Genomic DNA, 12,660 nt, shown 5'->3' with positions numbered 1-12,660 from the left:
CGAGTGGCGCTTGTTCCGGGATGTCTTGCCCTGCTGCCGGAGTACTCCTCGCTCGACGATCCTGTCGACGAGCTCCGCGCGGCCTGCCTGGCCGCGGTGGCCTGGCTGGGGGAGGACGTACGTGTCATCGCCGGTGCGCAGGGCGCCCGGGTGGCCGCCGCGCTGCTGGCCGAGGTCGGCACGGCTCCGGTGAGCAGCGGCGAGGCGGCCCATCTCATCGTCGGCAACGGTTCGGCCCGCCGCAGCGAGAGGGCGCCGGGGCACCTCGATCCGCGGGCCGCCGGGTTCGACGACGTGCTCGGCAAGGCGCTGGCGACCCCCGACCCCGACGCGCTGGGCGCGATCGATCTCGGGCTGGCCGATGAGCTCTGGGCCGACGTCGGCCCGATCGTGGAGGCCGCCGATCTGCTGCGCAGTGTCAGGACGGTGGCGGTCGACTACGACGACGATCCGTACGGCGTGCGCTACTGGGTCGCCCGCTGGGAGTGAGGGTCAGTCGAGCAGGTCGGCGAGCCCTGCCGCGTAGATCTTCGGGGTGACGTCACCCAGCATGATCCGCTGCAGGATGAAGCCCGGCAGCAGGCCGGTGAGGACCATCGCGATCCGTTCGGGGTCGGCGCCTCGGCGGAACTGGCCCGCGTCGATGGCCTTCTCGGCGTAGTTGCGCCAGGCCTCGCGGATCCGGTGGGCCTCGGGCGCCATGATCGCGTGGATCTCCGGGTCGCGCGCGGCCTCGGCCCAGGTCTGCAGGGCGATCCGGGGGAGATCGACGCCCAGCTCGGTGCCGAGATCGAGGAGATGCTGGGTGGCGGCCTCGATCGCCCACTCCGGCGGGGGAGCGTCCATGCCCGAGCCCTCTTCGGGGATGAGGCGGTTGATCGCGGCGGTGACACCGGTCAGGCCGGACTGGGCGATCGCGTGGATGATCTCGTTCTTGCCGCGGAAATAGGTGTAGACCGACCCTGCCGAGAGGCCGGACTCCTTGACGACCGCGGCCATCGTCGTCTTGTGGAAGCCGTCGCGCTCCACGCAGCGCAGCGTCGCCGCGATGATCTGCTGGCGCTTCTCGGCACGGTGTTCGTCGCTGACCTTGGGCATGTGACGAGGATACCTCAAAAGAAAACGAACGTTCATTCTTGATAAATCGGCGGGGAGGGAGGAGAGTTCTCTCAAAGAGAATGAACATTCGTTTTTTTAAGAAGGAGCCGACATGCCGAAGTCAGCGAAAGCCGTGATCAGGGTCAGCCTCGGTCTGGTCACCCTGCTCACCCTGCTCATCACCGCATTCGCCTGGCCCTCCAGCGAGATGGAGCCACGGGAGCTGCCGTTGGCCGTCGCCGGTCCGGAGCAGGCGGTCGCCCAGATCGAGACGCAGCTCGCCACCACCGCGGGCGAGGACGCCTTTGACGTCATCGCGGTCGCCGACCGGGACGCGGCGGTCCAGGCGATCGAGGACCGCGAGGCGTACGGCGCGATCGTCGTCTCCGCGGAGGGTCAGGAGGTGCTGACCGCTACCGCCGCCAGCGCCAACGTCGCCCAGCAGCTCACCGCGATGGCGACGGCGATGGGCGCCGAGACCGGCACCGCCCCGAAGGTGACCGACGTCGTCGCCGCTCCTGAGGACGACCCGCGCGGACTCGTCTTCGGCACCGCCGCGCTGCCCCTCGCGCTCGGCGGCATCATGGCCGGGGCGATCACCTCGCTGGCGCTCAGGCGCACCCGCGACCGCGTCGCCGCCGCGTTCCTGATCGCGATCGGAGGCGGGCTGGCGATGACCGGGATCATCCAGGGCTGGCTCGGTGCCCTCGAGGGCACCTACCTGGTCAACGCGGGTGTCGTCACCCTGGGCATCCTCGCGGTCGCGCTGCCGATCGTCGGCCTGCGCCACTTCATCGGCATGGCCGGCGTCGGGATCATGGCGCTGCTGGTCATGTTGGTCGGCAACCCTCTCTCCGGCATCTCCTCGGCCCCGGAGATGATCCCGTTCGGCTGGCTCGGCCAGCTCCTGCCCCCGGGCGCGACCGGCGCGGCGCTCCGCGGCCTGTCCTTCTTCGACGGTGCCGGCTCCACGACCCCGCTGATCGTGCTCGCCTGCTGGGCTGGTGCGGGTCTGCTCCTCACCCTTCTCCCGCACCGTGAGAAGAGTGGCTCGGAGACCGAGCAGAAGGCGGGTGACCTGGAGCCTGTCGCAGGGTAGAACTGTAGGGATGACTCATCCACACGAGCCGGCCGGCGAGTGGTGGCGCGACCAGGTGGTCGCGCTCCACCGTTGGGGCCGGCTCGTGCTGCGTGGCGAGGACGACTCGGTCCACCAGATGCGCGTGACCGTACGCAGGCTGCGCAGCGTCCTGGCGACGTACCGCAAGTTCCTCGACCCGGAGCGAGTCGAGTCGCTCCGGGTCGAGCTGAGGTGGCTCGCCGACCTCCTCGGAGAGGTACGCGACACCGAGGTGCTCCGCAAGCGGCTGCGCGGTTGGGCGGCCGAGCACGGTCCGGGCCCCACAGGTGTGGACGCGCTCCGGACCGCGCTGGCCGAGCGCCAGGCCCAGGGTCTTGCCCGGCTGCTCCCGGAGCTGGAGGGGGAGCGTTACCGCGCCCTGATCGCGGCCTTGGCCGCCACCGACGGTCTTCCCTGGTCGGACGGTGCTCCCGGCAAGAAGGCGCTGCGCAAACGGGTCCGCCGCACCTGGCGGCGCCTGGCAGCAGCGGTCGATGCCGCCGAGCTCGCCGAAGGTGCCGGTGAGCGCCGCCGACAGCTCCACGAGGTGCGCAAGAAGGCCAAGCGCACCCGCTACGCGGCCGAGTCGCTGCACGAGCTCTTCGGCAAGGATGCCGAGCGCCTCGCCGCTGCCGCGAAGTCGATCCAGTCGACCCTCGGTGACCTCAACGACGCCGCCGTCATGATCCGGACGATCGAGACGGTCCCCGGTCCCGATGACGCGATCCGTGAGCTCCGGGCCGCCGAGGAAGCGGCCGCCGAGGACGCCGAGGAGCGGTTCGCCTCCGTCTGGAAGAAGGCGAACCGCTCGAAGGTCCGCGGCTGGCTGGGCTAGTGGCTAGCCGATGGGGCTCTATTCGACAGGAAAGGCGAAGTAGGTGTCGGGGTAGGGCTCCTCGATCAGCGAGTAGTGCCACCACTCGCTGTCGTAGCGGCTGAATCCGCACGACTCCATCACCGCGCACAGCTGCGCCCGGTTGCGGGCTGCCTCCTCGGAGACCCCCGCGGCGCCGTGGTGGGAGATCTCGTCCATCAGGTCGTGGGGGCCGCCCATGTCCAACAGCTCGCCCGACGCCAGGGAGAAGAGGGTCAGGTCGACGGTGCTGCCGCGGCTGTGGCCGGACTTCCTGGCGACGTACCCCTTCTCGAACATCTCCGGGCGGGTGATCGCGGGATAGTGGACGGCCTTGCGTGCGTCGTCCGGCCCGGAGGGCTCCTCGGCCCAGCGCAGGAACGCGTCGACCGCGCGCTGGGGGCGGTAGCCGTCCCACAGCAGGATCCCGAAGCCGAGGGTGGCGGCCTTGTCGCGCGCCTGGGCGAGCGCGGCGCACAGCTCACGGGTCCCGACGATCCGGTTCACCAGGTAGCCATCGACCGGCTTGCCGGTGAAGTTGTCCCAGGTGGCGTACTTGCTGTCCCAGCGGATGCCCGGCACCAGCTCGTCGACGAAGGCGAAGCCCTCCCTCATCGGGCCGCCTCCTCCAGCGCGAGCGTGACCGCACGGTCGAGGAACTCGGTCATCGAGATCCCGGCGGCCGCCATCATCCGCGGGTAGCGGCTGTAGGAGGTCAGCCCGGGCAGCGTGTTGACCTCGTTGAGCACCACGGTGCCGTCGGCCTTGAGGAACATGTCGACGCGCGCCAGCCCGCGGCAGCCCAGTGCGCGGTAGACTCGCTGCGCCTCGGTCTTGACCAGCTCCTGCGCCTCGGCCGGGATGTCGGCGGGCACGATGAAGGTCGCGTTCTCCGAACCGGTCTCGGGCGCGTCCTCCTGGTGGATCTTGAAGAAGCCGTGCGAGAGGGCGACGTGGTCGACCTCTCCGGTGACCAGCTCGGCACCATTACCGAGGATCGCGCAGCCGATCTCCTCGGCGACGACCCCCTCCTCGACCAGCACCTTCTCGTCGTACTGCCGCGCCGTCGCCACCGCCTCGGACAGCTCCTCGGCCGAGGTCACCTTGCTGACCCCGAACGACGACCCGGAGCGGGCCGGCTTCACGAAGACCGGATAGGGGAGTACGCCGGGATCGATCTCCTCGCCCGGCGACAACGCCCAGAACGTCGGCGTCGGGATCCCGGCATCGGCGACGACGGTGTAGGCAAGCGACTTGTCCATGCACAGCGCCGAGCTCTGCACGTCGCAGCCGACGTAGGGGATCCCGGAGAGCTCGAGGAGCCCCTGGATCGCGCCGTCCTCGCCGAGCTTGCCGTGCAGGACCGGGAGCACGGCGTCGAGCCGGATGGTCTCGTAGCTGCCTTCGTCCAGGACGAGCAGCCCGTGGACGCTGCGGTCGGGGGAGAGCACGACCGGGCGGTGTGCGCTGTCCTCCCAGCTCGGGTCGGGTCCGTCGCACAGACGCCAGTCACCGCTCTTGGTGATGCCGATCCAGTAGGCCTCGTACGCGTCGGCGTCGAGGTTCTTGGCCACCTCCTGCGCCGACTTCACCGAGACGGGGTGCTCCTCGAAGACGCCTCCGAAGATGATGCCGACCTTGCGCTTAGACATGCTGCAACCTGCTTTCGAATTCACGACAGTTCACGATGGAGTTCTCGACCGTGTCCCGCAGGGCATGGTCGGTGAAGTAGGCGATATGCGGGCTGACCAGCACGTTCGGCATCTCCTGAAGCCGTGCCAGCCAGCCGTTCGGGATCTCGCGTCCGCGGAGATCGGCGTAGAAGATGCCCTCCTCGCCCTCGATGACGTCGAGGGCCGCGCCGCCCAGACGGCCCTCCTCGAGGGCGGTGATGAGTGCCGGCGTCTCGATGAGCGCGCCGCGACCGGTGTTGATGACGTACGCGCCGGGGCGCATCCGGTCGATGCGCCGCCGGTCGAGGAGGTGGTGCGACTCGGCGCTGAGCGGCGCGTGGAGCGTGACGATGTCGCTGCGCCCGACCAGCGTGTCCAGGTCGACGTGCTCGACGCCCTCGGCGGCGGGCCGAGGCCGGATGTCATAGGCGAGTACGTCGCAGCCGAAGCCCCGCAGCCGGGCGATGACCGCCGCGCCGATCCGCCCGGTCCCGACGACACCGACGGTCAGGTCACGCAGCTCACGGCCCCGGGTGATCGCCGGGCGGTAGTCGTGGGCGTCGGTGCGACGGATTGTCGACTTCGCCTGGCGCACCGACATCAGCATCAGCATCAACGTGTAGTCGGCGACCGAGTCGGGTGAATAGGCGACATTTCCGACCGTTATCCCGATGCTTGCCGCGAAGTCGACATCGATATGGTTGAACCCGACGCTTCGCGTCGAGATATACCGGGTTCCGACCTTTTCCAGAGCGAGAAGCGTGTCGTTCGATATCGGCGTCTTGTGGCTGACGCTGATGCACCGGTCTCCCTGTGCGAGATCGGCGTTGTGCTCGGAGACGGCCTCGGTCGTCGTGGTCAGCGAGATCCCGAGAGTGGGTGCCAACGAGTCGAAAAGAAGCTTCTCATCAGGGGCGCAGCCGTAGACCGTGATCCCGACGGTCGGCGTGATCACGGGGTGCTCCGACGGCTGGGTCGCTGCCGTCAAGGTCGGCTCTTGGTAGATCATCCACGCCAGCAAACCGCAGGAGCGGTTGCCGGCCCGTATGGAATTTCCGATATGCCGACGATAGGCGGTTCGCCGATCCCGAACAGAGTTATCGTCCGCATATCGATTAGCGCATACACGTCGGCAACGTGGAATTTCGAAGACTGATGGGATGATTCCCCTCAGCTTGGACGAAATCGCCTCGTTGGTCGGCGGGAAGGTCATCGGCGACGGTTCGGTGACGGTGAGCGCCCCGGCCGTGATCGACGGCCGCGAGGCCCACCCGGGCGGACTCTTCGTCGCGTTCGCGGGCGAGCACACCGACGGCCACGAGTACGCACCACAGGCCGCCGAGGCCGGCGCCGTCGCCGTGCTCGGCTCGCGCCCGACGGCGCTCCCGACGGTCGTCGTCGACGACGCACAGGCTGCGCTGCAGCGGTTGGCCGCCCATGTCGTCGCGCTGCTGCGCGACGGGCTGACCGTGGTCGCGGTCACCGGCTCCCAGGGCAAGACCAGCACCAAGGACATGATCGAGGCGGTGCTGGCGAGCGCGGCACCGACCGTCGCGACCTCCGGCTCGTTCAACAACGAGCTCGGCGTACCGCTCACCATGCTCCGCGCCGACGCCACGACCAGGTTCCTGGTGCTCGAGATGGGCGCCCGGCACATCGGCGACATCGCCGAGCTGACCGGCCTGGTCGCGCCCGACATCGCCGTCGTCACCAACGTCGGCCAGGCCCACCTGGGCGAGTTCGGGTCGCGCGAGGCCATCGCCGTTGCCAAGAGCGAGCTGGTCCGCGGCTTGGCGAGCGGTGGCACCGCCGTGCTGCACGCCGACGACCCGCGAGTGCTCGCGATGGGCGACCTCGCCGAGGGTCCGGTGCTGGCCTTCGGCGCCGGTGAGCGAGCGGCCGTGCGTGTCCGCGACCTCGCCCTGGACCGGCTGGGCCGTCCCTCGTTCCGTCTCCAGCACGGCGACGAGAAGGTGACGGTGACGCTCCCGTTCGTCGGCGCCCACTGGGCGCTCAACGCCGCGGCCGCCGCGGCGGCGGGCCTGGCCGCCGGTGTTCCCCTCGAGCAGGCCGCGACCGCGCTGAACACCGCCTCGATCTCCAAGTGGCGCATGGAGCTGAGCGCCCTGGCCAACGGCGCGACCCTCATCAACGACTCCTACAACGCCAACCCCGAGTCCACCCGCGCCGGCCTCGACGCGCTCGCCTCGATCGAGGCCAGGCGCCGCATCGCCGTGCTCGGCGAGATGCTCGAGCTCGGCGAGACGAGCCGCGACGCGCACCACGAGATCGGGACGTACGCCGCTACCCGGGCCGATCTCGTCCTCACCGTCGGCGACGCCGCCGCCGTCATCGCGGACGGCGCGGGCGCGACGGCGGTGCCACTGCCCGACAACGCCACCGCGATCGACTGGCTGCGAAGCCACCTCGCCCCCGGCGACGTCGTGCTCGTCAAGGCCTCACGCGGAGCCCGCCTCGACAAGGTCGCCGCGGCGCTGGTCTGAGGTCGGCGGAACTGATCGCCTGCGGCGCCACCACGGCCACGACAGGATCGCGGCGGCGGTGGCGCCGCCGGCGTTGAGGATGACGTCGTCGACCGAGGAGACGCGGCCGAGGGGCAGAAGGTGCTGCAGCATCTCGATCGACACCGAGGCCGCGCCGGCCAGGATCAGGACCCGCCACACCGAGCGGAGCACCGGGAAACGGATGGGGCCGAAGAAGCCCAGCGCGGCGAAGAGCAGCAGGTTGCCGATCAACCCGAGGGGGCCCATGGTCGACATGTCCTCGAAGGGCACCAGGCTCACGTTGCCCGAGAGGATGCCGTTGTTGCCGGGCAACAGGGTCAGCAGCACACCCGGCACGGTGCCGTAGACGATGGCGACCTCAGCCAGCGAGTGGCGCCAAGCCGGCCGCCACGCGACCCCGAAGACCCGGCGCAGCACCGCCAGCATCGGCACCGCCAGTACCGCCACGGGAAGCGCCAGCACGGTCAGCACGACGATGCCGGTCTCCGTCAGCGAGCCCGATTCGTTCACGATCATCATCCGAGGCCACCTTCCCTGATCTGCCTGATCTTCTTGTTCGACATCTGCTTCATCGACTCCGCCGTCTCATGTAGAGATCGAACGCCCGGTAGAGGATCGGCCGCAGCGGCAGGTCCCACTCGCCGACGTACCTCACCGCCTGCCCGCCGGTGCCGACCTTGAACTGGATCAGCCCGACGTGCGGGTCGTCGGCGGACAGCGTCGGGGTGATCCCGCGCAGGTCGTAGACGTCGCAGCCGCCGGCCAGCGAGTCACGGATCATCGCCCACTGGAGGGCGTTGGAGCCGCGTACGTCCCGCTTCTCGGTCGAGGAGGCGCCGTAGACGTACCAGGCGTGAGCGCCGACGCGGACGTAGATCGTCGCGGCCACCAGGTCGCCGTCGTGGCGCGCGAGATAGAGCGTGATCCGCTCCGGGTCCTCGGCGGAGAGCGCGGTGAACATCTTCTCGAAGTAGGCCAGCGGCCGCGGGGTGAAGTGGTCGCGCTCGGCGGTGTGGACGTAGAGGTCGTGGAACGCCTTCAGGTCCTCGCCGCCGGTGGCGGTGGTGACCTCGACGCCGGCCTTGGCGGCCTTCTTGATGTTGCGCCGCCAGAGCTGGTTCATCCCGGCGAGAACCTCGTCCTCGGACCGGGTGGTCCGATCCGGGTGCCGCAGCCGGATCTCGTACGTGAACTGCGGCTGCCCCGCCCCGAACCCGTCCTCCGGGTTCTGCGGGATCCAGCCGGAGTCGCGCAGGTAGCGGGTCACCTCGGCGCCGACCGGGTCGGCCCGGCCGGGGATGTCGGTGAGCCGCCCCACCTCGGGGTCGGCGATGCCCTCCTTGACCTGTGCGGCGCTCCAGGTGTCGGTGGGCACCGGCGGAGCGACCCGGATCGCGAACGCGCCCTGCGACCGCAGGTAGGCGACGAGCGGCGGGAACCAGACGGTGAGCCCACCGGCCCAGTCGATGTCGGGGCCCCACGGCAGGTACGCGAGCGTGCAGCCCAGCCGCGGCACCGGCCGGTGCAGCACGAGCCCGGTCGCGGCGAGCCGGTCGCCGGCGTACCAACCCAGCGACTCGCTGCGCCACTCGGTCTTGACCTCCGCCCAGGCCGGGGTCTGCAGGAAGCTGACCGACCGCCGCGACCTGACATGGTCGAGGTGCTCGGCGGGGCTGATCGGTCGGACGGTGAAGGTCACCGTGCCAGTCAACCCGAGCAGATGTCGCCAGGGCGTATGGCCTTTCGGATACGTCCGCGATATGTCATCGACACCTAGGATCAGAGCATGCGGGTGCTGGTGGTCGAGGACGAGCCGTTGATGGCCGGGGCGATCCGGGACGGGTTGCGGCTGGAGGCGATCGCCGCCGACGTCGCCGGTGACGGTGATACGGCCCTGGAGCTGTTGAGCGTCAACGCCTACGACATCGCCGTGCTCGACCGCGACATCCCGGGCCCCTCGGGGGACGAGGTCGCGAAGCGGATCGTCGCCTCCGGCACCGGGATGCCGATCCTCATGCTCACCGCGGCCGACCGGCTCGACGACAAGGCCTCCGGGTTCGAGCTGGGTGCCGACGACTACCTGACCAAGCCGTTCGAGCTGCGTGAGCTGGTGCTGCGGCTGCGGGCTCTCGACCGGCGGCGTGCCCACAACCGGCCGCCGGTGCGGGAGATCGCGGGCCTGCGGGTCGATCCGTTCCGCCGGGAGGTCTACCGCGACGGCCGCTACGTGGCGCTGACCCGCAAGCAGTTCGCGGTGCTCGAGGTGCTCGCCGCCGCCGAGGGCGGCGTGGTCAGTGCCGAGGAGCTGCTGGAGCGGGCGTGGGACGAGAACGCCGACCCCTTCACCAACGCCGTACGCATCACCGTCTCCGCCCTGCGCAAGCGGCTGGGAGAGCCGGCGATCATCGCGACCGTGCCCGGTGTCGGATACCGGATCGATGTCGATTCCTAGACGCCCGGGGATGAGCGTCCGGCTCAAGCTCACCCTGAGCTACGCCGGAGTCATCGTGGTCACCGGAGTCCTGCTCCTCGCGGTGGTGTGGGTCTTCCTGCTGCGCTACGTCCCCGACGGGGTGTGGATGGAATGGCCGCAGCAGCCGGGGAGGCCGAGCGCTCCCTTCGTCCCGAACCGCTCCGACCTCGAGCGCGCCTTCGTCCCGCGGGCGGCCACGATGATGGGCTTCCTGCTCGTGTTCGGGCTGTTGGGAGGCTGGATCCTGGCCGGCCGGATGCTGGCGCCGCTGCGGAAGATCACCGAGGCCACGCGTACGGCCGCGACCGGTTCCCTCTCGCACCGGATCGAACTCGAGGGCCCCGGCGACGAGCTGCGCGAGCTCGCCGACGGCTTCGACGACATGCTCGAGAAGGTCGAGTCGCAGGTGGCCGAGCAGCAGCGGTTCGCGGCCAACGCGTCCCACGAGCTGCGCACCCCGCTCGCCATCACGCAGACGCTCCTCGACGTCGCCGGCAAGGACCCGAACCGCGACGTCGACGAGCTCATCGGCCGGCTGCGCCTGATCAACTCCCGCGCGATCGACCTCACCGAGGCGCTGCTCGTGCTCAGCCGCGCCGACCAGCGCTCGTTCGTCCGTGAACCGGTCGATCTGTCGCTGGTCGCCGAGGAGGCGGTCGAGACGCTGCTGCCTCTCGCCGAGCAGCGCGGAGTGCGGATCGAGACCTCCGGCGACCAGGCCTCGGTCAGCGGCTCGCCCGCCCTGCTACTACAGGTCGCGACCAACCTGATCCACAACGCGATCGTCCACAACCTGCCCGAGGGCGGGCCCGAGAAGGGGTCGGTGTCGGTCACCGTCGCCACCGGCGAGAGGAGTGTCGTCCTCACCGTCGCCAACACCGGCGAGAAGCTCTCCCGTGACCTCGTCGCCACGCTCACCGAGCCGTTCCAGCGAGGCACCCAGCGCATCCACGGCGACCACGCCGGCGTCGGTCTGGGCCTGGCGATCGTCAAGAGCATCACCCATGCCCACGACGGCAACCTCGCCGTCCTGGCCCGTCCGGGCGGTGGCCTGCGGGTCTCCGTCGAGCTTCCCCGCGCCGTCTGACCCACGCGTCAGCGCCGCGCCGCTCCGGTGCGCAGCAGGTCGAGGGTGCGCGGCTCGATGAGCGTGGAGAGGGTGACCACGCTGGTCGAGCGGACGACCGCATGGGACTGGTCGATGCGGACGAGCACCTCCTGGAGCTTCGCGTGCGACCCGGTCGCCACCTTGCAGAACACGTCGAAGGAGCCGGTGGTGACGTACGCCTCCAGCACCTCGGGGATCTCGGCGAGATCACGGCGTACGTCCTCGAGCGCTCCCTGGGAGATCTCCAGGGTCACGAACGCCTGGACGGTGTGGCCGGCTGCGGCCGGATCGATCGTCGGCGCCCAGTCGCGGATCACGCCGGCCTCGGCCAGCTTGCGCAGCCGGCTCTGCACGGTCGCGCGGGCGACGCCGGCGACCCGGGAGAGCTCGAGGTCGCCGACCCGCGGGTGGGTGTGCAGGGTCTCCAGGAGGGTGACATCGAGGTCATCGAGGTTCATGGCTCGATGGTAGTCAGATTGCCTAGCCGACGGGAGTGAATGCTGGTCCGATCTGACAGATTGACCAGTGCCCGGTGGTCAACTTGTTTGGTGTGATCCGGCCCACTTGACTTGCCCGCATGACGCTTGCAGACACCCTGACCAACCAAGAGAAGCTCGCCGGACTCGGGCTGGCCGAGCTGGAGCAGCTCGTCGGCCTCGTGGCCTACGACGACACCTCCGACCCCTTCCCGGTCACCGGCTGGGACGCGGTCGTGTGGGCCGTCGGCAACGCCACCCAGACCGCCCACTTCTTCCAGAGCGCCTTCGGCATGGAGCTGGTCGCCTACTCCGGTCCCGAGACCGGCAACCGCGACCACCACTCCTATGTGCTGCGCAGCGGGGGAGTGCGGTTCGTGATCAAGGGCGGCGTCGCGCCCGAGAGCGAGATCATCGCCCACCACGCCCGCCACGGTGACGGCGTCATCGACATCGCCCTCGAGGTGCCCGACGTCGACCGCTGCATCGAGCACGCCCGCAAGCAGGGCGCCCGTGTCGTGGAGGAGCCCCACGACGTGACCGACGAGCACGGCACCGTACGCATCGCCGCGATCGCCACCTACGGCGAGACCCGCCACACGCTGGTCGACCGGTCCGGCTACGACGGCCCCTACCTGCCCGGTTACGTGACCCGCACCTCGACGCTGAAGAAGCCCGAGGGTGCGCCCAAGCGGCTCTTCCAGGCGCTCGACCACGTCGTCGGCAACGTCGAGCTCGGCAAGATGGACGAGTGGGTCGACTTCTACGGCCGCGTCATGGGCTTCACCAACATGGCCGAGTTCATCGGCGACGACATCGCCACCGACTACTCCGCGCTGATGTCGAAGGTCGTCGCCAACGGCAACCACCGGGTGAAGTTCCCGCTCAACGAGCCGGCGATCGCGAAGAAGAAGTCGCAGATCGACGAATACCTGGAGTTCTACCAGGGCCCCGGCGCCCAGCACCTCGCGCTGGCCACCGGCGACATCCTGGCCACCGTCGACGCGCTGCGCGACGCCGGCATCGAGTTCCTCAACACCCCCGACTCCTACTACGAGGACCCCGAGCTGCGCGCCCGGATCGGTGAGGTGCGGGTGCCGATCGAGGAGCTGCAGAAGCGCGGCATCCTGGTCGACCGCGACGAGGACGGCTACCTGCTGCAGATCTTCACCAAGCCGATCGGCGACCGCCCCACGGTCTTCTTCGAGATGATCGAGCGCCACGGCTCCCTCGGCTTCGGCAAGGGCAACTTCAAGGCCCTCTTCGAGGCCATCGAGCGCGAGCAGGAGCGCCGCGGCAACTTCTGATCGCCGAATCTGTAGTTGTGGGCGACG

General features: G+C 69.7%; 14 protein-coding genes. 7 read left to right on the top strand and 7 right to left on the bottom strand.

Going from position 1 to position 12,660, the window contains the following annotated elements:
• The first annotated feature begins 3 nt into the window (after positions 1-3).
• The gene (locus tag ACIA03_RS09645; RefSeq protein WP_396981609.1) at positions 4-489 is read left to right on the top strand and encodes a hypothetical protein; all 486 of its coding nucleotides are present in this window, start codon (positions 4-6) and stop codon (positions 487-489) included.
• Between the two features lie 3 nt (positions 490-492).
• Here the strand turns inward: ACIA03_RS09645 and ACIA03_RS09640 are convergent, their stop codons facing one another.
• Positions 493-1,098, bottom strand: coding sequence for a TetR/AcrR family transcriptional regulator (locus ACIA03_RS09640; protein ID WP_160146593.1), 606 nt, complete (start codon positions 1,096-1,098; stop codon positions 493-495).
• A 112-nt stretch (positions 1,099-1,210) separates the two neighbouring features.
• On the opposite strand from ACIA03_RS09640, the gene ACIA03_RS09635 reads away from it, so the two are divergent.
• Positions 1,211-2,197: a hypothetical protein gene (locus ACIA03_RS09635; RefSeq protein WP_396981607.1), complete on the top strand. Its 987-nt coding sequence runs from the start codon at positions 1,211-1,213 to the stop codon at positions 2,195-2,197.
• 10 nt (positions 2,198-2,207) lie between these two features.
• Positions 2,208-3,053: a CHAD domain-containing protein gene (locus ACIA03_RS09630; protein ID WP_396981605.1), complete on the top strand. Its 846-nt coding sequence runs from the start codon at positions 2,208-2,210 to the stop codon at positions 3,051-3,053.
• Positions 3,054-3,071: 18 nt separating this feature from the next.
• On the opposite strand, the gene vanX is transcribed toward ACIA03_RS09630, so the two are convergent.
• Genes vanX through ACIA03_RS09615 form a run of 3 tightly spaced genes read right to left on the bottom strand, consistent with a single transcriptional unit; the run spans position 3,072 to position 5,696 of the window.
• Positions 3,072-3,686: a D-Ala-D-Ala dipeptidase VanX gene (gene vanX, locus ACIA03_RS09625; protein WP_396981603.1), complete on the bottom strand. Its 615-nt coding sequence runs from the start codon at positions 3,684-3,686 to the stop codon at positions 3,072-3,074.
• On the bottom strand, positions 3,683-4,723 hold the full coding sequence (gene vanA / locus ACIA03_RS09620; RefSeq protein ID WP_396981601.1) for a D-alanine--(R)-lactate ligase: 1,041 nt from the start codon (positions 4,721-4,723) through the stop codon (positions 3,683-3,685). Before vanA ends, vanX begins: the two co-directional genes overlap by 4 nt.
• Complete coding sequence (locus ACIA03_RS09615; protein WP_396981808.1) at positions 4,716-5,696, bottom strand: D-isomer specific 2-hydroxyacid dehydrogenase family protein; 981 nt, start codon at positions 5,694-5,696, stop codon at positions 4,716-4,718. Before ACIA03_RS09615 ends, vanA begins: the two co-directional genes overlap by 8 nt.
• Positions 5,697-5,919: 223 nt before the next feature.
• On the opposite strand from ACIA03_RS09615, the gene murF reads away from it, so the two are divergent.
• Positions 5,920-7,248 (top strand): UDP-N-acetylmuramoyl-tripeptide--D-alanyl-D-alanine ligase, encoded by a 1,329-nt coding sequence (gene murF / locus ACIA03_RS09610; RefSeq protein ID WP_396981600.1) that lies wholly within the window; start codon positions 5,920-5,922, stop codon positions 7,246-7,248.
• Here the strand turns inward: murF and ACIA03_RS09605 are convergent.
• Both ACIA03_RS09605 and ACIA03_RS09600 read right to left on the bottom strand, forming a co-directional pair.
• Positions 7,204-7,788: a VanZ family protein gene (locus tag ACIA03_RS09605; RefSeq protein WP_396981598.1), complete on the bottom strand. Its 585-nt coding sequence runs from the start codon at positions 7,786-7,788 to the stop codon at positions 7,204-7,206. The genes murF and ACIA03_RS09605 overlap by 45 nt on opposite strands.
• Positions 7,789-7,837: 49 nt before the next feature.
• Positions 7,838-8,968 carry a lipid II:glycine glycyltransferase FemX gene (locus tag ACIA03_RS09600; RefSeq protein WP_396981596.1) on the bottom strand — a complete coding sequence of 377 codons (1,131 nt, stop codon included), beginning with the start codon at positions 8,966-8,968 and terminating at the stop codon, positions 7,838-7,840.
• A gap of 87 nt (positions 8,969-9,055) precedes the next feature.
• On the opposite strand from ACIA03_RS09600, the gene ACIA03_RS09595 reads away from it, so the two are divergent.
• Entirely contained in the window at positions 9,056-9,721 is a 666-nt protein-coding gene (locus ACIA03_RS09595) for a response regulator transcription factor (protein ID WP_396981594.1), read from the top strand.
• 10 nt (positions 9,722-9,731) lie between these two features.
• On the top strand, positions 9,732-10,829 hold the full coding sequence (locus ACIA03_RS09590) for a sensor histidine kinase (RefSeq protein WP_396981592.1): 1,098 nt from the start codon (positions 9,732-9,734) through the stop codon (positions 10,827-10,829).
• Positions 10,830-10,837: 8 nt separating this feature from the next.
• On the opposite strand, the gene ACIA03_RS09585 is transcribed toward ACIA03_RS09590, so the two are convergent.
• A complete protein-coding gene (locus tag ACIA03_RS09585; RefSeq protein WP_396981590.1) occupies positions 10,838-11,308 on the bottom strand; it encodes an Lrp/AsnC family transcriptional regulator in 471 nt (156 codons plus the stop codon).
• Positions 11,309-11,427: 119 nt separating this feature from the next.
• Here ACIA03_RS09585 and hppD point away from each other — a divergent pair, with 119 nt between their 5' ends.
• Positions 11,428-12,633: a 4-hydroxyphenylpyruvate dioxygenase gene (gene hppD, locus ACIA03_RS09580; RefSeq protein WP_396981588.1), complete on the top strand. Its 1,206-nt coding sequence runs from the start codon at positions 11,428-11,430 to the stop codon at positions 12,631-12,633.
• Positions 12,634-12,660 lie beyond the last annotated feature (27 nt).

Source organism: Nocardioides sp. NPDC051685, from assembly GCF_044453405.1.
Taxonomy (GTDB): domain Bacteria; phylum Actinomycetota; class Actinomycetes; order Propionibacteriales; family Nocardioidaceae; genus Nocardioides.
The sequence above is the reverse complement of the archived record's forward strand: the minus strand, read 5'-3'. Positions and strand labels throughout refer to the sequence as shown.

Coding starts and splice junctions, on each gene's coding strand:
- ACIA03_RS09640 (WP_160146593.1), bottom strand. CDS start 1,098: ATGCCCAAGGTCAGCGACGAACACCGTGCCGAGAAGCGCCAGCAGATC.
- ACIA03_RS09635 (WP_396981607.1), top strand. CDS start 1,211: ATGCCGAAGTCAGCGAAAGCCGTGATCAGGGTCAGCCTCGGTCTGGTC.
- ACIA03_RS09630 (WP_396981605.1), top strand. CDS start 2,208: ATGACTCATCCACACGAGCCGGCCGGCGAGTGGTGGCGCGACCAGGTG.
- vanX (WP_396981603.1), bottom strand. CDS start 3,686: ATGAGGGAGGGCTTCGCCTTCGTCGACGAGCTGGTGCCGGGCATCCGC.
- vanA (WP_396981601.1), bottom strand. CDS start 4,723: ATGTCTAAGCGCAAGGTCGGCATCATCTTCGGAGGCGTCTTCGAGGAG.
- ACIA03_RS09605 (WP_396981598.1), bottom strand. CDS start 7,788: ATGATGATCGTGAACGAATCGGGCTCGCTGACGGAGACCGGCATCGTC.
- ACIA03_RS09595 (WP_396981594.1), top strand. CDS start 9,056: ATGCGGGTGCTGGTGGTCGAGGACGAGCCGTTGATGGCCGGGGCGATC.
- ACIA03_RS09590 (WP_396981592.1), top strand. CDS start 9,732: ATGAGCGTCCGGCTCAAGCTCACCCTGAGCTACGCCGGAGTCATCGTG.
- ACIA03_RS09585 (WP_396981590.1), bottom strand. CDS start 11,308: ATGAACCTCGATGACCTCGATGTCACCCTCCTGGAGACCCTGCACACC.
- hppD (WP_396981588.1), top strand. CDS start 11,428: ATGACGCTTGCAGACACCCTGACCAACCAAGAGAAGCTCGCCGGACTC.